Source organism: Leifsonia sp. NPDC058292 (genome assembly GCF_042880955.1).
GTDB lineage: Bacteria > Actinomycetota > Actinomycetes > Actinomycetales > Microbacteriaceae > Leifsonia.
The window spans coordinates 1-24037 of the sequence record NZ_JBHVYL010000043.1; the positions used below are offsets into that span (position 1 = coordinate 1).

Genomic DNA, 24037 nt, shown 5'->3' on the forward strand with positions numbered 1-24037 from the left:
GGCATGGGCCGGGGGAGCGTTTTCGTGCGCAGGGCATACGTCAGAGCGCCGGGGGCTTCAGGTGCGTGGGGATGGCGATGCGATTCCAGACGTTGATCGTCGCGATGGCGAGAATCAGGTCGGCGAGCCCGACGTCGCCGAACTCGGCGAGGGCGCGATCGTACAGCTCGTCGGAGACGCCGCCCTGGATGAGCGTGACCGCCTCGGTGAGTTCGAGCGCCACCCGCTCGCGGGGCGTGAACCACTCCGATTCGCGCCAGGTGATCACCGAGAAGACCTTGCGCACCGGAACGCCGGCCGACTGCAGGTCGACCGAGTGCATGTCGACGCAGAACGTGCATCCGTTGATCTGGGATGCGCGGAGCTTGATGAGGTCGCCCAGCGGCTCCTCCACGTGCTGTGCGGTGTACCCGTCGAGATTGATGACCTTGCGGTAGCCATCCGGAACCAGGGACGAGATGTCGATTCGTTGTGTCATAGCTCGACTGTAAAAGCGGCATTGGACCGGCGTAAGATCCAATTCATACGATTGTGACCAGACCATTGGATGGGAGCACGAGTTGGACGTACACGTGCAGATCGAGGGTCGCGGCGACCGGTCCGACCGGATCTACCGGCAGGTGCGAGACGTCATCCGCGGTGGCCTGCTGCGCCACGGAGAGCGGCTTCCTGCCAGCCGCGACCTGGCCGCGCAGCTCTCGGTCTCGCGCACCACGGTCACCGTCGCCTACGAGCGCCTCACGGCCGAGGGCTACCTCGTGTCGCGGGTCGGCGCGGGAACGTTCGTCGCAGCTCCTTCTGCGCGCCCGTCGTCGACCAGGGCGCGGGATGCCCGCAGTGCTGCGCGGCCTCTCCCGAGGTGGCAGAGCATCCACGATCCGCTCTGGACGGAGCCGCTGCCGATCGCCTACGACTTCAGCATGGGCTCACCCGACGCCGCGCTGTTCCCGCTCGAATCGTGGCGGCGGCTGGTGGCCGCAGAGCTGCGCGGGGGCATCCGCCGGTCGGCGCACTACCAAGACCCGGCCGGGCTCGAACGGCTGCGGGTCGCGCTCGCGAGGCACCTCGGCGTCGCGCGGTCGGTGGATGCGTCGGCCGACGACATCGTGATCACCAGTGGCGCCCAGCAGGCCTTCGATCTCATCGGCCGGGTGCTCTTGGAGCCGGGCGATGTCGTCGCCGTCGAAGACCCGGGGTACCCGCCCGTGCGCCAGCTGTTCGAAAGCCAGGGGGTGCGGGTCGCGCCCGTTCCTGTCGACGACAGCGGGCTGCGCGTCGATGAGCTTCCGGCCGACGCACGGCTCGTGTATGTGACGCCGTCGCACCAGTTTCCGCTCGGCTCGGTGCTGTCGCTCGAGCGACGCTCCGCTCTGCTCGAGTGGGCGTCGTCGCACGACGCTGTCGTCGTCGAAGACGACTACGACAGCGAGTACAGGTTCGCCGACCGTCCTCTCGATCCGCTGCAGTCCCTCGACAGCGAAGGGCGGGTGGTCTACGTGGGCACCTTCTCGAAGACGATGCTGCCCGCCTTGCGTCTCGGATTCCTCGTGGCGCCGACCTCGTTGATCCCGGCCCTCCGGAGCGCCAAGCGGCTGACCGACTGGCACAACGACACGGTCGCGCAGGCGGCGATGGCTCGGTTCGTCGACACCGGCGGATTCGCCCGCCACGTGCGGCAGGCGACGAAGACCTACGCCGCCCGCCAGCGCAGCATCATCGAGCAGGCCGAGGCGCTGCTGGGCGACACCCTGCGCGTGGTTCCGTCGGTCGCCGGGCTGCACCTCTGTCTCGTGCCGGTCGATTCCGGTCGCGCGTTCGACGATGATCGCGTGGCGGCGGATGCCGCGGCTTCCGGCGTCGCCGTGCAGCCGCTCGGCCGGTTCGGAGCCCTCATGCCCAGGGCGAGCGGGCTCATCCTGGGCTTCGGTGCGATCGCGCCGGAGGACGTGCCCGACGGACTGCGCCTGCTGTCACGCGCCATCGCGCGCTCGGCTCACGAGCCGTCCGGCGGCTAACCGTTCGGAAGGATCACCGCGCGGCCGCGGATCTTGCCCTCGTGCAGTCGCTCGTATGCTTTCGGCGCCTCGTCGAGGCTGTAGGTCTCGACCTCCACCTCGACCGCCCCGGCGCGGGCGAGATCGAAGACCTCGATCAACTCGGCCCGCGATCCCCAGTACGGCGTGCGAACGGCGACGTCATAGCCGATGCGGCCGAATCCGACGGGAAGGGAGCCACCGCCGATTCCGACGATCGTCACGTCGCCCTCGGTCGCGGCCATCGCGCCGGCGAGCTCGACGGTCGGCTGCACACCGACGAAGTCGAAGATCGCGTTCGCGCCGCGTCCGCCGGTCAGGTCGCGCACCGCGTCAACGGCGGCCGGGTTGGAGAGGAAGGTGTGCTGGGCGCCGACGTGGGCGGCCAGCTCGAGCTTCTCGTCGTTCACGTCGAGGGCGACGACCGTGGTGGCGCTCAGGGCCCGCAGCATCTGGATGCCGACGTGGCCGAGCCCGCCGGTTCCGATCACGACGGCGGTGGTTCCCGCCCCGAGTTTGGGGAGCGAGTTCTTGATCGCGTGATAGGGGGTGAGCCCTGCATCCGTGAGCGACACGTTCTTCACCGGGTCGAGGTCGCCGAGCGGAACCAGGTGCCGTTCGTTGTCGACGATCATGTACTCGGCCATCGAACCGGGAGCGCCCAGCCCCGGAGGGCGGATGCCCTCGGCCTCGGCGTTCAGGCAGTAGTTCTCCTTGCCCTGCGCGCACATGTGGCATCGGCCGCAGCCCCAGGGGCCGTAGACGGCGACGGAGTCACCCTTCTTGACGCCGGTGACACCCTCTCCGACCGCTTCGACGACACCGGCTCCTTCGTGGCCGAGGGTCAGGGGGAGACCATAGACGTACTGGTCTTGCGGCAGGCTCATGATGAACTCGTCGGAGTGGCAGACTCCGGCGGCGGTGACCTTCAGCAGCACCTGACCGGGGCCGACCTCGGGATCGGGGATGCTGACGACTTCGGGGCGCGAACCGATGGTGCGGTACTGGAGTGCTCTCATGCCCCGACGATACTCTCGCGGCCCGGGCGGTCGCGGGCGTATCGTGTGCCGCATGCCGATCATCGAGTCGTTCCCGCAGGGCACTCCGATCTGGGCCGATCTGCAGAGCCCCGATCCGCAGGGAGCCGCCGGCTTCTACGGGCGCTTGCTCGACTGGGACGTGACGCCGGCCGACTCGGAGACCGGGGGATACGCGCTCGCCAGCCGGCACGGCGTTCCGGTGGCGGCCGTGGGCCCGCTGCCGGAGGCGCCAGGCTCGGGCTCGATGTGGACGACATACTTCGCCGTGGGCGACTGCGACGCCGCCGCGCGCGCCGTGACCGCATCCGGCGGCTCGGTGCTTCTCGAGCCGTCGGAACTCCTGCCCGGTGTGCGGCTCGCGATCGTCGCCGACCCCGCCGGCGCGGTCTTCGGACTGTGGCAGGAGGAGACCGGCTCGCCTTGGCTGCGCGAGGAGCCGGGCGCCGTCGACTGGGTGGAGCTCGTCGAGGCGGGCTGCGAGTCGTCGTTCGACTTCTACGAGACCGTGCTCGGCGTCGGCGTCAGCCAGATGGCGATGGGCGATGCCGCCTACTACCTCTTCGAAGTGGGCGAGAAGAGTGTGGCCGGTGCTCTGGAGCCCGCGGCGGCGCTCCCGGCCCACTGGCTCGTCTACCTGAACGTCGCCGATCTGGATGCGGCGGTCGCCCGTCTCACCGAGTTCGGCGGAGCGACGCTGGGCGAGCAGGCCTCCGCGCCGGGTGTCGGGCGCTGGATCGATGCGGTCGACCCGTTCGGCGCCGCGTTCGCCCTTCTCGAGCCCGAGCCGGAGCCCGCCTGAACGCCAGGCGTCGTCTGGTAAGCTCTACAGGTTGCCGTTTGAACGGCCGCGGATAAAGAGAGCCCGGGCATTCTGCCCAGGGCACCGCGCAACGAGAGAAAGGGGATCCCCTCTATGGCACTTGATGCAGACGTCAAGAAGGCGATCATCGAAGAGTACGCGACCCACCCCGGTGACACCGGATCCCCCGAGGTTCAGGTTGCAATCCTGACCAAGCGGATCAAAGACCTCACCGAGCACCTCAAGGAGCACAAGCACGACCACCACTCGCGTCGTGGCCTGCTCCTCCTGGTCGGTCAGCGTCGCCGCCTGCTCGGCTACCTGTCGGACATCGACATCAACCGTTACCGCGCTCTCATCGAGCGCCTCGGTCTGCGCCGCTAAGGCGCTGTCGAATCCTTCCGGGGCCAAGCCGGTAGCAGCTCTCCGCTGACACCGCGAGCTTCTTGCGAACGGGCCGTCACCTTCGGGTGGCGGCCCGTTCGTCGTTCCTCCGCCTAGAGTTCGTGTCGTGGCCATCCCGTTTCTGCCGTACACCGTCGTCGGCATCCTGCATCTGCTCGCCCTGTTCTTCGGTGCCGAGACGATCAGCACGCTCACGAAACCGCTGTTGATGCCCGCCCTCCTCCTCGCCTTTCTGTTGACGTTGCCGCGGCGGCGCGGCGAGGTCGCCCTGCTCGGGTCGCTCGCAATCCTGTTCGGCTGGCTCGGCGATGTCTCGCTCCTGGATGCGGGAGCGGGTTTCCTGATCGGCCTCGGCTTCTTCCTGCTCGGGCACCTGGCGTACCTGGTTCTCTTCCTGCGCCGGATGCGTCTCCGGCGCCGCCCGCGGTGGTGGGCCGCCGTGTATCTGGTGTGGTGGGTGGCCCTCGTGGGCATCCTGGCACCGCATGCGGGTGTTCTGCTGGCTCCGCTCGCGGTCTACGGGCTGATCCTCGGCGCACTCGCCGCGTGGGGCTCCACGTGCAACCGGTGGATCGCGGTCGGCTCCGCGTCGTTCCTCGCCTCCGACACCCTGCTCGGGCTCGACCGGTTTCTGCCCGACTTCTCGGTCGGGCAGGTCGACTTTCTGATCATGCTCACCTATCTCGCGGGGCAGGCGCTCATGGCCTGGGGCATCGTGCAGACCGCGGCCGTCAGGCCGACGGTGCGACCTGCTTCCCTGAGCGGGCGGCGTGCGCCTGGTCGATGAGCGTCGCGGCGACGAGGGCGGAGGCCACGATGGCTATCCCGGTCACCACGCCACCGAGGCCGATGAGCGGAGATGCGAGGGGCAGAAGCAGCACGAGCGCGACCGCGATCAAGGTCTTGAGCGGCCGGATGACCACCTCGGGCACCAGGGGCGCGTGCAGCACCCAGAGGGCGAGAAGGAAGACCGCGACCGGCACGGCGACGGCGTACTCGACCATCGTGTCCGACGCCTCGGCGTGCGCCGCTCCGCGCTGCACCGCGACCTCCAGCCCGGCTCCGATCGCCGCGAGGGCGGCGAACACGAAATAGTGCCCGTACCCCCAGTAGAAGGAGCGGCCGCGGCGGGTCGAGAGCCCTTCGGCCGCCGGCTCGAGGAAGTAGAGCCACCAGAGCGCGAAGAGCAGCACCAGACCGGCCGCGGCGATGGTGACGAGCTCGGCGCTGAAGCCCGAATCGGCGAGCGCTCCCTGCACGCCGATGCTCGACGCGGCCACCGACTCCCCGAGCACGATGATGGTGAAGAGGCCGTATCGCTCCGCGATGTGATGCGGATGCCACGAGGTCTTCCCGGTGCGCTCCGCCCACAGCGGCACCGACATGTCGAGCACCGCCAGCACGATGAACGTCCACAGGCCCCACGACTCGGGGAGAGCGAGCCTGCTCACCCAGCCCACCTGAACGAGCGCGATGCCCGCCGCGTACCGGAGTGCGGTGACTCGGCCGGCCGGATGCTCGACAGCCGCACGCACCCACTGGCTCACCAGCCCGACGCGCATGATCAAGTAGCCGATCGTGATCGCCGTGTAGTTCTGCTCCTCGAACGCCGAGGGAACACCGGCGGCGAGCACGAGGACCCCGCCCATCTGCACCATCGTCGTCAGGCGGTACGGCACGTCGTCGGTGTCGTAGGCCGAAGCGAACCACGTGAAGTTCATCCAGGCCCACCAGATGGCGAAGAAGACCATGAGGAAGGGGCCGAGGCCGCCGAGCGCATCCCCGGCCTCCGCCTTGTGGGCGAGCTGGCCGGAGACCTGAGCGATGGCGACCACGAACGTGAGATCGAAGAGCAGCTCAAGCGGGCTCGACACCCGATGCGACTCGTCGGTCGCGCGACCGGTCATGCGGATGCGGAACGCCGGGATGCGCACGGGGTGCTCGTTCGTCATAGAGACATTGTGTCGGGCCGCACGCCCGTTTGCGCCACGATAGGAGCATGATCCGTCGCCACCCCGTTCTCAGCGTCGTGACGCTCGTCTATCTGCTGATCGTCGGCTGGATCACGCTCAGCCCGCAGCCGGCGGACGCGACCCAGAACCGATTCATCCGTGACGTCATCGAGGCGATCCACGAGTTTCCGCCGACGTCGTGGGTGACCTACCTCGGTGTCGAGTTCACCGCCAACATCGCGATGTTCGTGCCGATGGGCATCCTCTTCACCCTGCTGCTCGGCGTTCGGCGGTGGTGGCTCGCGCTGCTGATCGGCGTGGCGGCGACCTGCCTGATCGAGGGGATCCAGCTGTTCCTTCCCACGCGCTACAGCGAATGGCGCGATCTCGTCTCGAACACACTGGGCACGCTGATCGGCATCGGACTCGTGGGCGCCGCGGGGGCCTTGAGAGCGCCCGAAGCGGCGCGGGAATAGTGCGGCGCCTGTCGTCGTTGATGCCGATATCCATGCAAACGCATTGAAATGGAGCAGGGAACATGCAGTTCGGAATCTTCAGCGTCGGCGACATCACCACCGACCCCACCACCGGTCAGACCCCGACCGACGCTTCGCGCCTGCAAGACGTGCTGACCATCGCTCAGCACGCCGAAGAGGTCGGACTGGACGTGTTCGCGATGGGCGAGCACCACAACCCTCCGTTCTTCCCGTCGAGCCCGGTCGCGATCAACAGCTACCTCGCCGCGAAGACCAATCGCATCATCCTCTCGACGGCCACCACGCTGATCACGACCAACGATCCCGTGCGCATCGCCGAGGAGTACTCGATGCTGCAGCACCTCTCCGGGGGCCGGATGGACCTGACGCTCGGCCGCGGCAACACCGGCCCGGTGTACCCGTGGTTCGGTGAGGACATCCGCCAGGGCATCCCGCTCGCCATCGAGAAGTACGCGCTGCTCCGTCGCCTGTGGCGTGAGGATTTCGTGGACTGGGAAGGCAAGTTCCGCACGCCGCTGCAGGGCTTCCAGTCGACGCCGCGCCCGCTCGACGACGTCCCTCCGTTCGTGTGGCACGGAAGCATCCGCAGCCCCGAGATCGCCGAACAGGCTGCGTACTACGGCGACGGATTCTTCGCCAACCACATCTTCTGGCCCGCCTCGCACACCCAGCAGATGATCGCCCTCTACCGGCAGCGCTTCGAGCACTACGGCCACGGCACCGCCGCGCAGGCGATCGTCGGGCTCGGCGGTCAGGTGTTCATGCGCAAGAACTCGCAGGACGCGGTGAGCGAGTTCCGTCCGTACTTCGACAACGCGCCCGTCTACGGCCACGGCCCGTCGCTGGAGGAGTTCACCTCCCAGACACCGCTGACCGTCGGCAGCCCGCAGGAGGTCATCGACCGCACGCTCGGATTCCGCGACTACGTCGGTGACTACCAGCGCCAGCTCTGGCTGATGGACCACGCCGGCCTGCCGCTGAAGACCGTGCTGGAGCAGCTGGACATCCTCGGCTCCGAGGTCGTGCCCGTGCTTCGCAAGGAGTTCGACAGGCTGCGCCCGGCGGACGTGCCGGAGGGCCCGACGCACGCCGCGATGGTGGCGGAGCGTGACGCGGCCGAGCTCGCCGCATCCGTCGAGCCGTCGTCCGTCCCGTCCGACACCGATCTCGCCTCGGAGGTGAAATGATGACCACTCGGAAGATCGCTGTCGTCTCGGCCGGGCTCAGCCAGCCGTCATCGACCCGGCTGCTCGCCGACCGGCTCGCCGAAGCGACCTCGCGCCGCCTCACCGAGCAGGGGATCGAGGTGGAGGTGCAGGTCGTCGAGCTGCGGGATGTGGCGCACGACGTCACCAACAACATCCTCGCCGGGTTCCCCAGCCCCGCCCTGGCTGACGTCATCGAGACGGTCACGGGGGCGGACGGTCTGATCGCCGTCACCCCGATCTTCACCACCAGCTACAGCGGCCTGTTCAAGTCGTTCTTCGACGTGATCGACCCGACCGCGCTCGACGGGATGCCCGTGCTGATCGGTGCGACCGGCGGCACGGAACGCCACTCGCTGGCCCTCGACTACGCGTTGCGCCCCCTGTTCACCTATCTGCACGGTGTGGTGGTTCCGACCTCGGTCTACGCGGCCTCGGCGGACTGGGGGAGCGGAGCGGACACCGTCAAGGCGCTGCCCGACCGCATCGAGCGCGCCGCGGGCGAGTTCGCGGCCCTCGTCGCGGCGTCCGATCGCAGCTCGCAGCTGAAGGACCCGTTCGCCCTCGACGGCGACTTCTCCACCCTGCTCGGAGGCTTCTCCGCCGACTGAGCAGTCGCCGCTGGGCCATCGCACTGCGGGTAGCGTCGGAGCATGAGCGACACGGTGGTGAAGGAAAGACGGGAAGCCCCGGAGGGGTTCTTCGAGGCGGAGGCGGCCGGGCTGCGCTGGCTGGCCGCGGCCGGCGGAGCCCGCGTCGTCGATGTGCTGACGGTCGCGCCGGGGCGCATCGAGCTGGCGCGCATCCCCGAAACGCGCCCGAGCCCGCACGCCGCCCGGGTCTTCGGTGCAGCGCTGACGACCACCCACGCGGCGGGCGCGGATGCGTTCGGCGCCCCGCCGGCCGGGTGGACCGGCCCGCTCTTCATCGGCAAGCGCCCGCTGCCGGCGGCGCACGAAACGAGCTGGGGCCGCTTCTATGCGCGAGACCGCGTGCATCCCTACCTCGGAATCGCGATCGATGCGGGCGGAGTCGCACGCGACGACGTGCCCGTCATCCGGGAAGCTCTCGACCGCGTCGAATCGGGTGAGTTCGACGACGACGAACCGCCGGCGCGCCTCCACGGCGACCTGTGGAACGGCAACCTGCTCTGGGATGCGGCAGGCGGCATCCTCATCGACCCTGCGGCCCACGGCGGCCACCGCGAGACGGACCTGGCGATGCTCGCCCTCTTCGGGGCGCCGTTCCTCGACGAGATCCTGGCCGGCTACGAGGAGGCAGCGCCCCTGCGAGCAGGCTGGCGGGACCGCATCCCCTTGCACCAGCTGCACCCGCTCGCCGTGCACGCCGCCTCCTACGGCCCGTCGTACGGCCGCGCCCTGGCCGAGGCGGCCCGCGCCACCCTCGTGCTGTGAAGCCGGCTTGTCGACTTCCACCGTGAAGACGGGTATGCCTGGTAGGATTCGTGAGGTTGGCTGTATGCCGACTTCAACTGAATACAAGCAACAAACGGAGCAGGCTGGCAGGAGCTGGTCCTCGGTGGTGGTATCCGGATGCGCATCGAACGCGAGCGCAACCGTGTATTTCTACTGATGGCCAGACGGGCACCAACCCGCAGCGCCGACATCGGCGCGCGGAATGCCGCACGTACACGCCAGAGAAGCGTGTCAATCTGCCTGTTCCCCTGCTCCGCTGTATGAGTCGCCGCCCACACGGGGTGGCGACGTAAAACAAAGGAGAAAGACCTCTTGGAAGGTCCCGAAATCAAATTCGCCGAAGCCGTTCTCGACAACGGACGCTTCGGCACCCGCACGATCCGGTTCGAAGCCGGACGTCTCGCGCAGCAGGCTCAGGGCGCAGTCGCCGCCTACCTCGACGAGGAGACCATGCTGCTGAGCGCGACCAGCGCGAGCAAGCACCCGAAGGACAACTTCGACTTCTTCCCGCTCACCGTCGACGTCGAAGAGCGCTCGTACGCGGCCGGAAAGATCCCCGGCTCGTTCTTCCGTCGCGAGGGCCGCCCCTCGACCGAGGCCATCCTCGTCTGCCGTCTGATCGACCGCCCCCTGCGTCCGTCGTTCGTCGACGGTCTCCGCAACGAGGTGCAGATCGTCATCACCGTTCTGAGCATCGCTCCCGACGAGTTCTACGACGCTCTGGCGATCAACGCGGCATCCATGTCGACCCAGATCTCCGGCCTGCCGTTCAGCGGCCCGATCGCCGCGGTGCGCCTCGCGCTCATCCCCGGCAACGGTGCGGCTGAAGACCAGTGGATCGCGTTCCCGAAGGCTTCGCAGCTCGAGGAGGCCGTCTTCGACATCGTCGTCGCCGGTCGCGTGATCACCGACGCCAACGGCAACGAAGACGTCGCGATCATGATGGTCGAGGCCGAAGCGACCGAGGGCAGCTGGAACCTCATCAAGGGCGGCGCCACCAAGCCGAACGAAGAGGTCGTGGCCCAGGGCCTCGAGGCCGCGAAGCCGTTCCTCAAGCAGCTGGTCGGCGCGCAGAACGTGCTCGCCGAGCAGGCAGCCAAGGCGATCGCCGAGTACCCGGTCTTCCTGCCGTACACGCAGGAGACCTACGACAACGTCGCCGGCCTCGCCTACGACGACCTGGTGAACGTCTACCAGATCGCCGACAAGATCGAGCGTCAGAACGCCGACGACGCCCTCAAGGAGCGCGTCAAGACCGCGCTCACCGAGAAGGTGGAGGCCGGAGCGCTTCCCGCCGAGGTGCTCACGCAGTTCTCGGCAGCCTACAAGTCGGTGTCGAAGGTGGTCATGCGCGGCCGTGTGCTGCGCGAGGGCATCCGCATCGACGGCCGTGGCCTCACCGACATCCGTCCGCTCGACGCCGAGGTGCAGGTCATCCCGCGCGTTCACGGTTCGGCGATCTTCCAGCGCGGCGAGACCCAGATCCTGGGTGTCACCACGCTGAACATGCTCAAGATGGAGCAGCAGATCGACTCGCTGTCGCCGGTCACCAAGAAGCGCTACCTGCACCACTACAACTTCCCGCCGTACTCGACCGGTGAGACCGGCCGCGTCGGTTCGCCGAAGCGTCGCGAGATCGGGCACGGCTTCCTCGCCGAGCGCGCTCTTGTTCCGGTTCTGCCGAGCCGCGAGGAGTTCCCCTACGCGATCCGTCAGGTGTCCGAGGCGCTCAGCTCCAACGGGTCCACCTCGATGGGCTCCGTCTGCGCCTCCACCCTGTCGCTCCTCAACGCCGGTGTGCCGCTGCGCGCTCCGGTCGCGGGCATCGCGATGGGCCTCATCTCCGACACCATCGACGGTGAGACCCGCTACGCGGCGCTGACCGACATCCTGGGTGCCGAGGATGCTCTGGGCGACATGGACTTCAAGGTCGCCGGCACGAGCGAGTTCGTCACCGCGATTCAGCTCGACACCAAGCTCGACGGCATCCCGTCGTCGGTGCTCGCCGGTGCGCTGAAGCAGGCGAAGGATGCTCGTACGACCATCCTGAGCGTGCTGAACGCCGCCATCGACGCCCCCGACGAGATGGCTCCGACCGCGCCCCGCGTGATCTCGGTGCAGATTCCCGTCGACAAGATCGGCGAGCTGATCGGCCCGAAGGGCAAGACGATCAACGCCATCCAGGACGAGACCGGCGCCGACATCTCCATCGAGGAGGACGGCACCGTGTACATCGGCGCCGTCGACGGACCGTCGGCCGAGGCCGCTCGTGCCCAGGTCAACGCGATCGCGAACCCCACCAACCCGGAGATCGGCGAGCAGTTCCTCGGAACCGTCGTCAAGATCGCCGCGTTCGGTGCGTTCGTCTCGCTGCTCCCCGGCAAGGACGGCCTGCTGCACATCTCCGAGGTGCGCAAGCTCGCCGGTGGCAAGCGCGTCGAGAACGTCGAAGACGTGCTCGGCGTCGGCCAGAAGGTCCTGGTCGAGATCACCAAGATCGACGACCGCGGAAAGCTGTCGCTCGCTCCGGTGATCGCCGAGACCGAGGACGCCGACACGCAGGGCAGCGCCGCTGCCAGCGAAGGCCCCGAGGCTCCCGCCGAAGGCGAGTAGTCCGCAGCATCCCGCTCGACGCGAAGCCCGCGCAGACCTGGTCTGTGCGGGCTTCGTGCATCCCGCCCGGGCTGGAGGGCGACCTCAGCGGGCGAGGAGCGGGTGCAGGCGGTAGGGGATGAGCTCGCCCATGTCGAGCGACGTCTCCGCGCGTTCGACGCCGTCGCAGGACTGGATGGCCCCCGTGATGCGGAAGAGGTCCTCCGCGTCGGTGCACACCACGCGCACGAGCAGATCGGACGGCCCGCTGAGGCCGTGGGCCTGCACGATCTCGGGGATGGTCGCCAGCTGCTCCACGATCGCCGCGAGCTTCTGCTGCTGCACGTGCACCGTCATGAACGCGGCGAGCGGGTATCCCGCGACCCGAGCGCTGATCCTGCGATCGAACGACAGGAACACTCCTGAGCGGTCGAGGGCGGCCATCCGCGACTGCACCGTGTTGCGGCTGAGCCCGAGCCGGTCCGCGAGGGTCACGTTGGTCGCTCTCGGGTCTTCGATGAGCGCGACGAGGATGCGGCGATCGGTGCTGTCGAGGGTGGGCATAGTGCGAAACGTAGCACGGCGCGACACGCCCGAACAGTGCATCCTGCTCATCCGACACGCCGATAGTTGTGCGCGCTGATCGCCCGGCGTAGCGTTCGGGGTAATTCCGGCAAAGAGGCCGGAAGCCGGCTCGCGGTGTCACGAGCACCCGGCCGGATGCGAGAGTGAAGGTTGCGTGAACCGTGACGATCGACAATCAGCCTGCAATCCGAAACCGTGACGACGACAGTCCGATGGACGATGTGCGTCTCGGTGAGCTCAGTCTCGGCGAGATCGACACCGTGCAGCTCCTGACCCCGACCGGGGTGCGGTTGAGCGACGTGCGGTACGACGCCTGGGTGTCCGACATCGGAGACGACCAGTTGCTGTCGCTCTACGAAGACATGGTGGTCGTGCGTCGCATCGACACCGAGGCGACAGCACTCCAGCGTCAGGGCGAGCTCGGACTGTGGCCGCCACTGCTCGGTCAGGAGGCGTCCCAGATCGGCTCAGGCCGAGCGCTCCGCTCCGACGACTTCGTGTTCTCGAGCTACCGCGAGAACGGTGTCGCGTACTGCCGAGGGGCCGGGCTCACCGATCTCGTGCGGGTGTGGCGCGGAACCGCCCAGAGCGGCTGGAACCCTTACGACATCAACATGGCCACACCGCAGGTGATCATCGGTGCGCAGACGCTGCACGCCACCGGCTACGCGCTCGGCATCCAGGCCGACGGCACGGATGCGGTGGCCGTGGCCTACTTCGGCGACGGCGCCACCAGCGAGGGCGACGTGAACGAGGCGATGATCTTCGCCGCCACCTATTCGGCCCCGGTGATCTTCTTCTGCCAGAACAACCAGTGGGCGATCTCGGAGCCGGTGGCGCTGCAGGCGCAGCGGCCGATCGCCGAGCGCGCGCCGGGCTTCGGCATCCCGAGCGTGCGGGTCGACGGCAACGACGTGCTCGCGGTGCTCGCCGTGACACGTGCGGCCCTCGACCGTGCCCGTGCCGGCGGCGGGCCGACCTTCATCGAAGCGGTGACCTACCGGATGGGACCCCACACCACCGCGGACGACCCCACCCGCTACCGCGACCCCGCCGAGTTGGAGAAGTGGAAGGGCAGGGACCCGATCGCCCGCGTCGAGGCGTGTCTGGCCGCCGCGGGCATCCTCACCCCCGAGAACGCGGAAGCGGTCGCGTCGACCGCCGACCGGGTCGCCGCAGAACTGCGCGCGGGCTGCGTCGCGCTGCCCGACCCCGACCCGATGACGGTGTTCGACAACGTGTACGCCGAGGCGCACACCGGGATCACCCGGCAGCGTGATCACTACAGCCGCTACCTGCGCACGTTCGTGGGAGGAGACGGCCGATGACGACCCTCACGATGGCGAAGGCCATCAACGCGGGGCTGCGCACGGCTTTGGCCGGCGACGACAAGGTCGTGCTGATGGGCGAGGACATCGGAACGCTCGGCGGTGTCTACCGGGTGACCGACGGCCTGCAGTCCGAGTTCGGCCCGAGACGGGTGATGGATTCGCCGCTGGCCGAATCGGGCATCCTCGGCACCGCGGTCGGCATGGCCTACCGCGGCTACCGTCCCGTCGTCGAGATCCAGTTCGACGGTTTCATCTACCCGGCGTTCGACCAGATCGTCAGTCAGGTCGCCCGGATGCACTACCGCACGGGAGGGGCGGTGCGCATGCCGATCACCATCCGGGTGCCGTTCGCCGGCGGGATCGGCGCGGCCGAGCACCACTCCGACTCGCCCGAGGCGTACTTCGCGCACGCGGCGGGGCTGCGTGTGGTCAGCCCGTCCGATCCGGCCGATGCGTACACGCTCATCCGGCAGGCCATCGCCTCGGACGACCCGGTGCTCTACTTCGAGCCGAAACGCCGCTACCACGTGAAAGGCGAGGTCGACGAGGATGCGCCGATCGCCGACGCGCGCCCGATGGGCACCGCGAAGATCGTCGCACCGGGCACCGACGTCACGCTCGTGACCTACGGCGGGGTCGTGCAGGTCGCCAAGGACGCCGCCGTCGCGGCCCTGGACGACGGCGTCTCCGTCGAGGTCATCGACCTCCGCTCGCTCTCGCCGCTCGACCTCGACACGGTGAGCGCCTCCGTGCGCAAGACCGGGCGGCTCGTCATCTCGCACGAGGCGCCCCTCTCGGGAGGCATAGGCGCCGAGGTGTCCGCCGCCATCACCGAGCGCTGCTTCTACCAGCTGGAGCACGCGCCGGTGCGCGTCACCGGGCACGACATCCCCTACCCGGCCGCCAAGCTCGAGTCGGCGCACCTGCCCGACCTCGACCGGATCCTCGACGGTATCGACCGGGTGCTCGACCGTCCCAACTCCCTCACCGGGGTGGAGGAGCGATGACCGTCATCAAAGACTTCGCGCTGCCCGACCTGGGAGAGGGGCTCACCGAGTCCGAACTCGTGAACTGGCACGTGGCCGTCGGCGACTCCGTGCGGCTCAACCAGATCATCGCCGAAGTGGAGACCGCGAAAGCTCTGGTCGAACTGCCGGCCCCCTGGACCGGCGTCGTCTCGGCGCTCTACGTGGAGCCCGGTGTGACCGTGTCGGTCGGCGACCGGATCGTCGCGTTCGAGGTGGAAGGGGATGCGGTGCAGAGCGCGGCGCCCGCACCCGATGCCGCGCCCGCCGCGGCTCCTGTCGCCTCTGCTGCAGCGGACGAGCCGGAGCCCAACCTCGTCGGCTACGGCGCAAAGGCCGACTCTGTCACGCGCCCGGTGCGGCGCGCACGCCCCGGCCTCCAGACCTCCGGCACCCCCGTCACCATCGCCGAGGGGTCCCGACACGCCGTCTCCGGCACCTCCGACACGGCGCGTCGAGACCCCTCGGCGGGGTCGAAGACCCCGGGGGAGCGACCCAAGGCCACCCCGCCGGTGCGGATGCTCGCCCGCGAGCGCGGGATCGACCTCGCGTCGGTGCTGGGAACGGGCGAAGCAGGGCTGATCACCCGGCACGACGTCGAGGCGTTCGCGAGCGCGGGCATCGGCTCAGCGGAGCCGGCCGGGCGCGGCGCGGCGGCGGCCGATCGTTCCGCGGATGTGCGCATCCCGGTCAAAGGCGTGCGCAAGGCCACCGCCGAGGCGATGGTGCGGAGCGCCTTCACCGCCCCTCACGCCACGGTCTTCCTCACGGTCGACGTGACGCCGACCACCGAACTGGTCGACCGTCTGCGCGCCGAGCGCGAGTTCGCCGAGAGTCGACCCGGGCTGCTGACGGTCGTCGCGAAGGCGCTGACGATCGCGGTGCGTCGCACGCCGGCCGTCAACGCGCGCTGGGAGGAGGATTCCCACGAGATCGTCGAGTTCGGGTCGGTCTGCCTCGGCATCGCCGCGGCCACTCCGCGCGGGCTGGTCGTGCCGACGATCCCCGATGCCGACCGTCTCTCGCTCGCCGAGCTCGCCACGGCCATCCGGGAGCTCGCCGAGACGGCCCGGGCCGGACGCACCCCGCCGAACCGGATGACCGGGGGCACGATCACGATCACCAACGTCGGGGTCTTCGGCGTCGACGCGGGGACCCCGATCCTCACTCCGGGGGAGTCCGCCATCCTCGCGCTGGGCGCGGTGCGCAGACAGCCGTGGGAGTTCCGCGGTGAGATCGCACTGCGCGACGTGGTCACCTTGGCGCTGTCGTTCGACCACCGGGTGGTCGACGGGGAGCAGGCGGCGCGCTTTCTCGCCGACATCGGTCGCATCCTGGCCGATCCGGCGCGAGCGCTCGCGATGATCTAGGCGGCGAGCGGCGAGCGGCGAGCGGCGAGGTGGAGGCGGTCAGCGGTCAGGCGTGCAGCGCCGCGTTCAGCTCGATGCCGCCTCCGGCGCGCTGCAGCACCTCGACGGCCCCGCTCACGGAATTGCGGCGGAAGAGCAGCCCGGGAACGCCCGAGAGCTCGACGGCCTTGACGGTCTGGGGGCGGCCGTCGGCAGTGGGGGCGCCGCCGACCACGACGACCTTGGTTCCTGCGGTGACGTAGAGCCCCGCCTCGACGACGCTGTCGTCTCCGATCGAGATGCCGATGCCGGAGTTGGCGCCGAGGAGGGCGCGTTCCCCGATCGCGACACGCTGCGTGCCGCCGCCGGAGAGCGTTCCCATGATCGAGGCGCCGCCGCCGATGTCGGATCCGTCACCGACCACGACGCCCTGCGAGACGCGACCCTCGATCATCGAGGTGCCCAGGGTTCCGGCGTTGAAGTTCACGAAACCCTCGTGCATCACGGTCGTGCCGGGCGCCAGGTGGGCGCCGAGGCGAACGCGCGACGCGTCGGCGATGCGCACGCGGTCGGGCGTCACGTAGTCGAGCAGTCGGGGGAACTTGTCGATCCCGGTGACGTGGATGCCCGCCCGCTGCAGCGAAGGACGCAGGCGGTCGAAGTCCGCCGGGTGCACGGGGCCGGCATTCGTCCAGGTGACGATGGGCAGGTGCGCGAAGATGCCGTCGAGGTTGATCGTGTTGGGCGCGGCCAGCAGGTGCGAGAGCAGATGCAGGCGCAGGTATGCGTCGGGAGTGGATGCGGGGGGCGCATCCAGCTCGATGTCGACCGTCACGATGTCGATGCGCACGTTGCGGCGCGCGTCGTCGCCCGCCTGCGCTTCGAGTTCGGCCGGGGCTATCCAGCGGTCGCGGCCGGCAGGGATCGCCCCGAGCTCGGGCTCCGGAAACCACGTGTCGAGCACTGTGCCGTCACCGGCGACCGTGGCGAGGCCGTAGCCCCAGGCGTGTCGGGGGGCGGATGCCGGCGCGGCGGATTCGTCAGGAACATCGGAGGGCATGCCTCTAGATTAGTAGGGTGCCTCTCGACCTCACTGCTTCCTCGATCGACATCACCCGCCAGATCTGCGACATCGAGTCGGTCTCCGGCAACGAGAAGGAGCTCGCCGATCAGATCGTCGCGGCCCTCTCCGGTCTCGATCATCTCGAGATCATCCGCGACGGCGACACGGTCGTCGCCAGAACGAGCCTCGGGCGCGAGCGGCGTGCGGTGATCGCCGGGCACATCGACACCGTGCCGCTGAACGACAACCTGCCGACCCGGTTCGAGACCGAGAACGGCATCGAGTACCTCTGGGGTCGCGGCACGGTCGACATGAAGTCGGGCACGGCCGTGCAGCTGAAGCTCGCCGCAGAGCTCACCGACCCCGCGATCGACGTGACCTGGATGTGGTACGACCACGAGGAGGTCTCGAACGACCTCAACGGGCTCGGCCGTCTCGCGCGCAACAGGCCCGACCTCTTCGTCGGCGACTTCGCCATTCTCGGTGAGCCGAGCAACGGCGTCGTCGAGGGCGGCTGCAACGGAAACCTCCGGGTGGAGGTGCGCACCTACGGACTGCGCGCGCACTCGGCGCGCGGCTGGATCGGCGAGAACGCGATCCACAAGGCGACGGCCATCCTCGACAAGCTCGCGGCTTACCAGGCCCGCGAGGTCGAGGTCGACGGCCTCGTCTACCGCGAAGGGCTGAACGCGGTCGGGATTTCGGGCGGGGTAGCCGGCAACATCATCCCCGACGAGTGCATGGTGCACATCAACTACCGCTTCGCGCCGAGCCGCAGCTCCGAGGAGGCGATCGCGCACATGCACGAGCTCTTCGTGGACTACGACATCACGGTCGTCGATCGAGCAGACGGCGCCCGCCCGGGGCTCGACGCACCGCTCGCCCAGGAGTTCCTCGCGGCCGTCGGCGGCACGGCGAAGCCGAAGTACGGGTGGACGGATGTCGCCCGGTTCTCTGCCCTCGGCATCCCCGCCGTCAACTACGGCCCGGGCGACCCGCTGAAGGCCCACGCCGACGACGAACGCGTCGCCGTCGAGCAGATCACCGCCGTCGAGGCAGGGCTGCGTGCCTGGCTCACCGGTGCCTCCCGCGGCTGACGGCCCGGCGACCCGGTCGGCGACCGGGCCGACGACGGGGCCGGGTCTGATCGAGCGCACGGCCCCCGCAGGCCGCCGCACCGTCTGGTCCCACTGGTGGGTGCGAGTGTTCGCGGTCTACGCCGCGAGCCGTGTCGTGACCACCACATTCCTGCTCGTGCTCGCGAGCGTGCAGGGTCCCAACCCGTGGACTCTCGCGCATCCCGGCCTCTTCGACTACTCCTCGATCTGGGACGGCCGGTGGTACAACATCGTCTCGATCTCGGGCTATCCGGCGACCCTGCCGTTCACCGACGGTCATGTCACCGAGAACGCGTGGGCCTTCCTGCCCGCCTATCCCGGGCTTGTGAACGTCTTGCAGTTCGTGACCCGGATGCCGTGGCCGGTCGTCGCGGTGCTGGTCTCCGTCGGGTTCGGCGCGGGCGCGGCCCTCGTGTTCTACCGGCTGCTGCGACGGGTGCGGCTGTCGCCGTCGGTGAGCCTGTTCGCCGTGACCCTGTTCTGCGTCTCACCGGTGTCACCGCTCTTCCAGCTGGCGTACGCCGAGTCGATGTACATCTTCCTGCTCGTGCTCGCGCTGTACCTGCTGGTCGAACGCCGGTACGCCCTGCTCTTCCCCGTCGTGCTCGTGATGGCTTTCACCCGGCCGAGCGGACTGGCGTTCGCGCTCGCCCTCGTCTTCCACGTCGTCTACCGCTGGGTGCGTCGAGGCTCCGACCCGTTCCCGATGCGGGAGCGCGTACTCAGCGTCTCGCTCGCGGTCTTCAGCGGGCTGGCCGGGCTCGCCTGGCCCGCCATCGCCGGGGCTGTGACCGGCGACCTGACCGCGTACACCGACACGGAGCTCGCCTGGCGGTCCTCATACATCGGCTTCACCGACCTGGTGCCGTTCGCCTCGTGGTTCCAGGGCGCGAACTGGTGGTTCGGCTCGATGCTCGGGGTGCCGGGATGGCTGGGCATCGTCGTTCTGCTCATCCTCATCGCGCTGTTCTGCCTGGCCATGTTCAGCCCGGCCGTGAAGCGGCTCGGGGTGGATCTGCGCTTCTGGGTGGCCGCCTACGCGACCTATCTGCTCGCCGTGTTCTTTCCGCAGTCCAGCACCTTCCGGCTGCTCATGCCCCTGTTCCCGCTGCTCGGCGCGATCGCGCTGCCGCGCGGCAGGGTCTACCGGAGCGCCCTGGTCGTCGTCTTCCTGGCGCTGCAGGTGGGGTGGCTCCTCGTGTGCTGGGGCGTGGACGGTGCGGACTGGTCGCCGCCGTGATCGACGCGGGTAGACACACGATTTCCGCCGTCCGCCGCCGATGACAGATAATAGGAGATACATCCACGAAAGGGGAGCTGCATGGCGGCCATGAAGCCGAGGACCGGGGACGGGCCAATGGAGGCTGTGAAGGAGGGTCGGCTCATCATCGTGCGAGTACCGCTCGAAGGTGGGGGAAGACTCGTCGTCTCTGTGAACGACGCCGAAGCCAAAGAACTGCACGACGCGCTTGCCAGCGTCGTGGCGTCCTCCTAGCAAAAGAATCAAAAGAAAGAACGGGTCCCCGCGGGGACCCGTTCTTTCGCTGTGCTCCGGCGCTGCTAGGCCGTGAGCTTGGTGATCTGCAGAAGACCGTCGCCGGCGAGCGAGAGCGCGCTGATCACGGCGCCGGATGCGGCCGTCTCGGTGACGAGAGTGCGGAACCCGGTGGCGACGTCGTCGCGCTGGGCGGGATCGGACACGCGACCCTTCCACAGGGCGTGCGCGACCAGAACGGTTCCGCCGGGGCGCGCGAGCCGCAGTCCGTGCTCGACGTACTCGATCACCGACTGGGGGTCGGCGTCGATGAAGACGATGTCGTACGAGTTCTCGTTCATGCGGGGGAGCACATCCAGTGCCCGGCCGGTGATGAGGCGAACCCGGTTCGAGGAGACGCCGGCCTCGGTGAAGAAACCGCGGGCGTGCTGCTGATGCTCGAGCTCGGAGTCGATCGAGGTGAGCTGGGCCTCGGTGCCGCCGGTGAGCAGCCAGAGGCCGGACACTCCGGCGCCGGTGCCGATCTCGACGATGTTCTCCGCCGCTGTGGCGGCGACGACGACGGCCGCTTGAGCGCCGACGCTCGGCGCGATGGGCTCGATGCCGAGTTCCAGCGACTGCTGCCGTGCCCGGGCGATCACGTCGCTCTCGACGATGACCTCGTCGGCGAATTTCCAGTTCGAATCTTTATCTGACACAGTGCTCCCGATGCTCTCGGGCACCAGGATACGGCCAAGCCTCGCGGCTTTCGCGCAGGCGATCCGAGTTACTCTTATCTCGTGTTCGGATTGACCTTCGAGAAGCTGCTGATCCTCGGCGTGATCGCTGCGTTCCTCATCGGTCCCGAACGGCTGCCCCTGTACGCCGGCAAGCTCCGCCAGTTCGTGCGATCGCTGCGCGATTTCGCCGACGGCGCCAAAGACCGCATGCGCGACGAGATGGGCGCAGACTTCGACGACGTCGAATGGAAGAAGCTCGACCCGCGGCAGTACGACCCGCGCCGCATCATCCGCGAGGCCCTGCTCGACGACGGGGAGACCGCTCCGGTGGCCACGGCCATCAAGCCGGTGACCGAGTCGGCGTACGCGCAGCACAAGCGCAAGCTGCAGGCGGGCGCTGTTCCGCCGTTCGACACGGAGGCCACCTAGAGCAACACGCGCTCCGGGGGCCTCGCATCCAATACCATGCGGTAATGATCGCTACGGAGCAATCGCTCACCCGACGAACGATCGCCCGGTACGCCATCGGCTCGCTGGGCACCGGCGGCTTCTCCACGCTGCCCGGACTCGTGCTCGTGTACTACCTCACAGACACCCTGGGCGTCGCCGCGATCGTGGCCGGAGTCGTGGTGACCGCCGCCAAGATCTGGGACGTGGTCATCGACCCGGTGATCGGCGCCCGGTCTGACAGGATGCTCGCCCGGCGCGGCTCCCGGCGGCCCATGATGGTGCTCGGCGCCGTCTCGCTTCCCGTGTTCTTTCTCGTGACGTTCGCTGTGCCGGCGGGAACGCCACCGCCACTCGCGTCGCTGTGGGTGCTCCTGGCTTTCGTGCTCACCGCCACCTCGTTCAGCCTGTTCCAGGTGCCGTACATCGCGCTGCCGGCCGAGCTGGCATCCGGATACGATCAGCGCACGCGCCTGCTCACCTGGCGGGTGGTCGTGCTCACCTTCGCGATCCTGCTGTTCGGCGCCGGTGGGCCGGCGCTCCGCTCGATCGGCGACGATCAGTTCACGGGGTACCTCCTGATGGCGCTCGTGGCCGGTGTCGTCATCGGCGCCGGGATGCTGGTCTCGAGCTTCGTGGCCCCCCGCATGCCCGTCGGCGCCCTACCGGAGCCGGCCCGGGAGAGCGTGCTCGTGACGCTGCGCACGAACTACGCCGCGGGAATCAGGGTGCTGCGCGAGAGCCAGCCTTTCCGCGCGCTCCTGCTCACCTTTCTGCTGCAAGGACTCGCGACGGGAGTGATGCTGGCCGGAGCGAACTACGTGGCGACCTGGGTGCTGCACTCCGAAGACGCCGTGACGTTCCTCTTCGTCGCGCTGATCGGCCCGGCCCTGGTGGTCACCCCGCTCTGGGGTGTGATCTCGCGCCGCATCGGCAAGGAGCGCGGGTTCGCCGTGGCCAGCATCCTGTTCGGCGTCTCGGCCCTGTCGATGATCGCGCTTCTCTGGGCTCCCGGCGCCTGGGTCTATCTTCCGGTCGCGCTGGTGGGTGCGGGCTATGCGGGAATGCAGTCGCTGCCGATGGCGATGCTCCCCGATGTGATCTCGCACGATGCCGCCCGCGCAGGTTCGGGCCGGGCGGGAACGTTCGGCGGCATGTGGACGGCAGGCGAGACGACCGGCATGGCGCTCGGTGCGACCGTGCTCACGATCGTGCTCGCCGTCACCGGTTATGTCGCGCGCACAGCAGACCCGAGCGTGGTCGTGGCCGGCACCGGCCAGCCGGCCAGCGCCGTCGCCGGAATCGTGCTCAGCTTCAGCGTCGTGCCGGCCGCGATCGTCGCGGCCAGCCTCATCCCGCTCGCCCGGTATCGTCTGCGCAAGGAGGACATCGATGGTCGCGTTTGACTCGGCCGCCATACTCGCCCGGCTCGCCGGGCTCAGAGAGGGCGACGCCCCGACCCACGGCGGGCGGGTGCTCAGTTACGTGTACGACTCCGGGATCGCATCCGTCGATCAGCTGGCGGCCGACGCGGTGCGGTTGGTGCAGCCCGTCAACGGGCTCGACCCAACGACGTTCACCTCGGTCGCCGTGATGGAGCGCGAGGTCATCGGATTCGCGCGCGAGCTCTTGCACGGCGCCGACGACGTCGTCGGGTCGGTGACCACGGGCGGAACCGAATCGTGCCTGCTCGCGGTGAAGACGGCCCGTGACCTGTGGCGTGCGTCCGGCGGAACCGGCCGGGCGCGTCTGCTCGTGCCGGTGACGGTGCACGCGGCCTTCCACAAGGCGGCCCACTACTTCGACCTCGAGCTCGACCTCGTTCCGGTGGATGCGCAGTCGGGGGTGCTCGACCCGGCCGAGCTGATCGGTCGTCTGGGGCCCGACGTCGCCCTCGCCGTCGTGTCGGCGCCGTCGTATCCGTTCGCCACGCTCGACCCGGTGGAGGAGGTCGCCGCGGCGTGCGACGAAGCCGGGATCTCCCTGCACGTCGACAGCTGCATCGGCGGGCTCATCCTGCCGTTCTGGCGGAACGCCGACGGGACGCCGCTGCCGCTGTGGGACTTCCGGGTTCCCGGCGTGACCAGCATCTCCGCCGATCTGCACAAGTACGGCTACGCGCCGAAAGGGGCGAGCGTGCTGCTGCAGCGCGGCCGCGATCGCCAGCGGCTGCAATACTTCGCCACCACCGGCTGGCCGGGGTACCCGGTGGTGAACCCGACCATGCTCGGCTCGAAATCGGCGGGGGCGCTCGCGGCGTCCTGGGCGATCGTGCAGGCGCTCGGCGCGCGTGGATTCGCCGAGCTCGCCGAGTCGTGCCGCCGCGCCACCCGGGCGCTGGCCGACATCGTGGGCGACATCGAAGGGCTGACCATCGTCGGCGACCCCGTCGGACCGCTCCTCGCGGTCGCGACGGACGAGAGCCTGCCGGAGGAGCGGCGCGTCGATCCGCACCACTGGGCAGACAGGGTGCGACGCCGCGGCTGGCTGCTGCAACTGCAGCCCGGGCTGGCGCAGTCGAACGGCACCCGGCTGCCGCACACGACCCACCTGACCATCACGCCGGTGACCGAGCAGCGCGTCGACGAGCTCGAGGCGGCTCTCCGCGGAGCCGCCGACGAGGTGCGCGGTGTGCCGCGGTCCGACCCGAGCGCCGTTCTGGTGGCGCTGCCGCCCGGCCTTGCGAGCGGAGAGATCGACTCCGACACGGCCGCCGGCATCCTGCAGGCGATCGGTCTCGGCGGCTCATCCGATTCGACCGGCGCCCGCCTTCCCGAGGAGATGGCGCCTTTCCTCGCGCTGATCGAGGCGCTGCCGCATCCGGTGACCGAGCGCCTCCTGGTGGAGCTGCTCGCGCGCATCGTGGAGCCCGACACCGACTGAGCTTCGGGCCCGTCCGCGTCATCGAGGGGTCCCGACACGCCGTTACATGAGTACCTGTAACGG

24 protein-coding genes are annotated in these 24037 nt (G+C 69.1%); 18 read left to right on the plus strand and 6 right to left on the minus strand.

Going from position 1 to position 24037, the window contains the following annotated elements:
- Positions 1-40: 40 nt before the first annotated feature.
- A complete protein-coding gene (locus tag ACFVWR_RS16890) occupies positions 41-478 on the minus strand; it encodes a carboxymuconolactone decarboxylase family protein (RefSeq protein ID WP_387214756.1) in 438 nt (145 codons plus the stop codon).
- Between the two features lie 82 nt (positions 479-560).
- Between ACFVWR_RS16890 and ACFVWR_RS16895 the strand changes: the two genes are divergently transcribed.
- Positions 561-2015 carry a PLP-dependent aminotransferase family protein gene (locus tag ACFVWR_RS16895; protein WP_387214759.1) on the plus strand — a complete coding sequence of 485 codons (1455 nt, stop codon included), beginning with the start codon at positions 561-563 and terminating at the stop codon, positions 2013-2015.
- Here ACFVWR_RS16895 and ACFVWR_RS16900 read toward each other — a convergent pair.
- Entirely contained in the window at positions 2012-3052 is a 1041-nt protein-coding gene (locus ACFVWR_RS16900) for an NAD(P)-dependent alcohol dehydrogenase (RefSeq protein WP_387214762.1), read from the minus strand. The genes ACFVWR_RS16895 and ACFVWR_RS16900 overlap by 4 nt on opposite strands.
- 52 nt (positions 3053-3104) lie before the next feature.
- Here ACFVWR_RS16900 and ACFVWR_RS16905 point away from each other — a divergent pair, with 52 nt between their 5' ends.
- From ACFVWR_RS16905 to ACFVWR_RS16915, 3 genes are all read left to right on the plus strand, one after another.
- Entirely contained in the window at positions 3105-3872 is a 768-nt protein-coding gene (locus ACFVWR_RS16905) for a VOC family protein (protein ID WP_387214765.1), read from the plus strand.
- Between the two features lie 114 nt (positions 3873-3986).
- A complete protein-coding gene (gene rpsO / locus ACFVWR_RS16910; RefSeq protein ID WP_271178153.1) occupies positions 3987-4256 on the plus strand; it encodes a 30S ribosomal protein S15 in 270 nt (89 codons plus the stop codon).
- A 127-nt stretch (positions 4257-4383) separates the two neighbouring features.
- The gene (locus ACFVWR_RS16915) at positions 4384-5064 is read left to right on the plus strand and encodes a lysoplasmalogenase (RefSeq protein WP_387214768.1); all 681 of its coding nucleotides are present in this window, start codon (positions 4384-4386) and stop codon (positions 5062-5064) included.
- On the opposite strand, the gene ACFVWR_RS16920 is transcribed toward ACFVWR_RS16915, so the two are convergent.
- Positions 5009-6229, minus strand: a complete 1221-nt coding sequence (locus tag ACFVWR_RS16920) for a low temperature requirement protein A (RefSeq protein ID WP_387214771.1) — start codon at positions 6227-6229, stop codon at positions 5009-5011. The two genes, ACFVWR_RS16915 and ACFVWR_RS16920, sit on opposite strands and share 56 nt — an antisense overlap.
- Positions 6230-6276: 47 nt before the next feature.
- Here ACFVWR_RS16920 and ACFVWR_RS16925 point away from each other — a divergent pair, with 47 nt between their 5' ends.
- The 5 genes from ACFVWR_RS16925 (at position 6277) to ACFVWR_RS16945 (ending at position 11980) form a co-directional block, all read left to right on the plus strand.
- Positions 6277-6705, plus strand: coding sequence for a VanZ family protein (locus tag ACFVWR_RS16925; protein ID WP_387214774.1), 429 nt, complete (start codon positions 6277-6279; stop codon positions 6703-6705).
- A gap of 62 nt (positions 6706-6767) precedes the next feature.
- Positions 6768-7913 (plus strand): LLM class flavin-dependent oxidoreductase, encoded by a 1146-nt coding sequence (locus tag ACFVWR_RS16930; RefSeq protein ID WP_387214777.1) that lies wholly within the window; start codon positions 6768-6770, stop codon positions 7911-7913.
- Positions 7913-8542: an FMN reductase gene (locus ACFVWR_RS16935; protein WP_387214780.1), complete on the plus strand. Its 630-nt coding sequence runs from the start codon at positions 7913-7915 to the stop codon at positions 8540-8542. The genes ACFVWR_RS16930 and ACFVWR_RS16935 overlap by 1 nt, the downstream gene beginning before the upstream one ends.
- Before the next feature lie 42 nt (positions 8543-8584).
- Positions 8585-9346, plus strand: a complete 762-nt coding sequence (locus tag ACFVWR_RS16940; protein ID WP_387214783.1) for a fructosamine kinase family protein — start codon at positions 8585-8587, stop codon at positions 9344-9346.
- A 333-nt stretch (positions 9347-9679) separates the two neighbouring features.
- Positions 9680-11980, plus strand: coding sequence for a polyribonucleotide nucleotidyltransferase (locus ACFVWR_RS16945; protein ID WP_387214786.1), 2301 nt, complete (start codon positions 9680-9682; stop codon positions 11978-11980).
- Positions 11981-12064: 84 nt separating this feature from the next.
- Here the strand turns inward: ACFVWR_RS16945 and ACFVWR_RS16950 are convergent, their stop codons facing one another.
- Entirely contained in the window at positions 12065-12523 is a 459-nt protein-coding gene (locus ACFVWR_RS16950) for an Lrp/AsnC family transcriptional regulator (RefSeq protein WP_387214789.1), read from the minus strand.
- A gap of 233 nt (positions 12524-12756) precedes the next feature.
- Here ACFVWR_RS16950 and pdhA point away from each other — a divergent pair, with 233 nt between their 5' ends.
- Genes pdhA through ACFVWR_RS16965 form a run of 3 tightly spaced genes read left to right on the plus strand, consistent with a single transcriptional unit; the run spans position 12757 to position 16270 of the window.
- Positions 12757-13872 (plus strand): pyruvate dehydrogenase (acetyl-transferring) E1 component subunit alpha, encoded by a 1116-nt coding sequence (gene pdhA, locus ACFVWR_RS16955; RefSeq protein WP_387214818.1) that lies wholly within the window; start codon positions 12757-12759, stop codon positions 13870-13872.
- The gene (locus ACFVWR_RS16960; RefSeq protein WP_387214792.1) at positions 13869-14882 is read left to right on the plus strand and encodes an alpha-ketoacid dehydrogenase subunit beta; all 1014 of its coding nucleotides are present in this window, start codon (positions 13869-13871) and stop codon (positions 14880-14882) included. The genes pdhA and ACFVWR_RS16960 overlap by 4 nt, the downstream gene beginning before the upstream one ends.
- Positions 14879-16270 carry a dihydrolipoamide acetyltransferase family protein gene (locus ACFVWR_RS16965; RefSeq protein ID WP_387214795.1) on the plus strand — a complete coding sequence of 464 codons (1392 nt, stop codon included), beginning with the start codon at positions 14879-14881 and terminating at the stop codon, positions 16268-16270. The genes ACFVWR_RS16960 and ACFVWR_RS16965 overlap by 4 nt, the downstream gene beginning before the upstream one ends.
- 46 nt (positions 16271-16316) lie before the next feature.
- On the opposite strand, the gene dapD is transcribed toward ACFVWR_RS16965, so the two are convergent.
- Positions 16317-17309, minus strand: a complete 993-nt coding sequence (gene dapD, locus ACFVWR_RS16970) for a 2,3,4,5-tetrahydropyridine-2,6-dicarboxylate N-succinyltransferase (protein ID WP_387214798.1) — start codon at positions 17307-17309, stop codon at positions 16317-16319.
- Between the two features lie 17 nt (positions 17310-17326).
- Between dapD and dapE the strand changes: the two genes are divergently transcribed.
- From dapE to ACFVWR_RS16985, 3 genes are all read left to right on the plus strand, one after another.
- Positions 17327-18409, plus strand: a complete 1083-nt coding sequence (gene dapE, locus ACFVWR_RS16975; protein ID WP_387214801.1) for a succinyl-diaminopimelate desuccinylase — start codon at positions 17327-17329, stop codon at positions 18407-18409.
- Positions 18378-19670, plus strand: coding sequence for a hypothetical protein (locus tag ACFVWR_RS16980; protein WP_387214803.1), 1293 nt, complete (start codon positions 18378-18380; stop codon positions 19668-19670). Before dapE ends, ACFVWR_RS16980 begins: the two co-directional genes overlap by 32 nt.
- 81 nt (positions 19671-19751) lie before the next feature.
- Positions 19752-19925 carry a DUF3117 domain-containing protein gene (locus ACFVWR_RS16985; RefSeq protein WP_387060166.1) on the plus strand — a complete coding sequence of 58 codons (174 nt, stop codon included), beginning with the start codon at positions 19752-19754 and terminating at the stop codon, positions 19923-19925.
- A gap of 65 nt (positions 19926-19990) precedes the next feature.
- Here the strand turns inward: ACFVWR_RS16985 and ACFVWR_RS16990 are convergent, their stop codons facing one another.
- Positions 19991-20623 carry an O-methyltransferase gene (locus tag ACFVWR_RS16990; protein WP_387214806.1) on the minus strand — a complete coding sequence of 211 codons (633 nt, stop codon included), beginning with the start codon at positions 20621-20623 and terminating at the stop codon, positions 19991-19993.
- Between the two features lie 81 nt (positions 20624-20704).
- On the opposite strand from ACFVWR_RS16990, the gene ACFVWR_RS16995 reads away from it, so the two are divergent.
- Genes ACFVWR_RS16995 through ACFVWR_RS17005 form a run of 3 tightly spaced genes read left to right on the plus strand, consistent with a single transcriptional unit; the run spans position 20705 to position 23974 of the window.
- Complete coding sequence (locus ACFVWR_RS16995) at positions 20705-21073, plus strand: Sec-independent protein translocase TatB (protein ID WP_387214809.1); 369 nt, start codon at positions 20705-20707, stop codon at positions 21071-21073.
- Positions 21074-21117: 44 nt separating this feature from the next.
- Entirely contained in the window at positions 21118-22497 is a 1380-nt protein-coding gene (locus tag ACFVWR_RS17000) for an MFS transporter (RefSeq protein ID WP_387214812.1), read from the plus strand.
- A complete protein-coding gene (locus ACFVWR_RS17005) occupies positions 22484-23974 on the plus strand; it encodes a pyridoxal phosphate-dependent decarboxylase family protein (protein WP_387214815.1) in 1491 nt (496 codons plus the stop codon). The genes ACFVWR_RS17000 and ACFVWR_RS17005 overlap by 14 nt, the downstream gene beginning before the upstream one ends.
- Positions 23975-24037: the final 63 nt, after the last annotated feature.

Coding starts and splice junctions, on each gene's coding strand:
- ACFVWR_RS17005 (WP_387214815.1), top strand. CDS start 22,484: ATGGTCGCGTTTGACTCGGCCGCCATACTCGCCCGGCTCGCCGGGCTC.
- ACFVWR_RS16900 (WP_387214762.1), bottom strand. CDS start 3,052: ATGAGAGCACTCCAGTACCGCACCATCGGTTCGCGCCCCGAAGTCGTC.
- ACFVWR_RS17000 (WP_387214812.1), top strand. CDS start 21,118: ATGATCGCTACGGAGCAATCGCTCACCCGACGAACGATCGCCCGGTAC.
- ACFVWR_RS16930 (WP_387214777.1), top strand. CDS start 6,768: ATGCAGTTCGGAATCTTCAGCGTCGGCGACATCACCACCGACCCCACC.
- ACFVWR_RS16920 (WP_387214771.1), bottom strand. CDS start 6,229: ATGACGAACGAGCACCCCGTGCGCATCCCGGCGTTCCGCATCCGCATG.
- ACFVWR_RS16935 (WP_387214780.1), top strand. CDS start 7,913: ATGACCACTCGGAAGATCGCTGTCGTCTCGGCCGGGCTCAGCCAGCCG.
- ACFVWR_RS16950 (WP_387214789.1), bottom strand. CDS start 12,523: ATGCCCACCCTCGACAGCACCGATCGCCGCATCCTCGTCGCGCTCATC.
- ACFVWR_RS16890 (WP_387214756.1), bottom strand. CDS start 478: ATGACACAACGAATCGACATCTCGTCCCTGGTTCCGGATGGCTACCGC.
- pdhA (WP_387214818.1), top strand. CDS start 12,757: ATGGACGATGTGCGTCTCGGTGAGCTCAGTCTCGGCGAGATCGACACC.
- rpsO (WP_271178153.1), top strand. CDS start 3,987: ATGGCACTTGATGCAGACGTCAAGAAGGCGATCATCGAAGAGTACGCG.
- ACFVWR_RS16960 (WP_387214792.1), top strand. CDS start 13,869: ATGACGACCCTCACGATGGCGAAGGCCATCAACGCGGGGCTGCGCACG.
- ACFVWR_RS16940 (WP_387214783.1), top strand. CDS start 8,585: ATGAGCGACACGGTGGTGAAGGAAAGACGGGAAGCCCCGGAGGGGTTC.
- ACFVWR_RS16925 (WP_387214774.1), top strand. CDS start 6,277: ATGATCCGTCGCCACCCCGTTCTCAGCGTCGTGACGCTCGTCTATCTG.
- dapD (WP_387214798.1), bottom strand. CDS start 17,309: ATGCCCTCCGATGTTCCTGACGAATCCGCCGCGCCGGCATCCGCCCCC.
- ACFVWR_RS16905 (WP_387214765.1), top strand. CDS start 3,105: ATGCCGATCATCGAGTCGTTCCCGCAGGGCACTCCGATCTGGGCCGAT.
- ACFVWR_RS16985 (WP_387060166.1), top strand. CDS start 19,752: ATGGCGGCCATGAAGCCGAGGACCGGGGACGGGCCAATGGAGGCTGTG.
- ACFVWR_RS16965 (WP_387214795.1), top strand. CDS start 14,879: ATGACCGTCATCAAAGACTTCGCGCTGCCCGACCTGGGAGAGGGGCTC.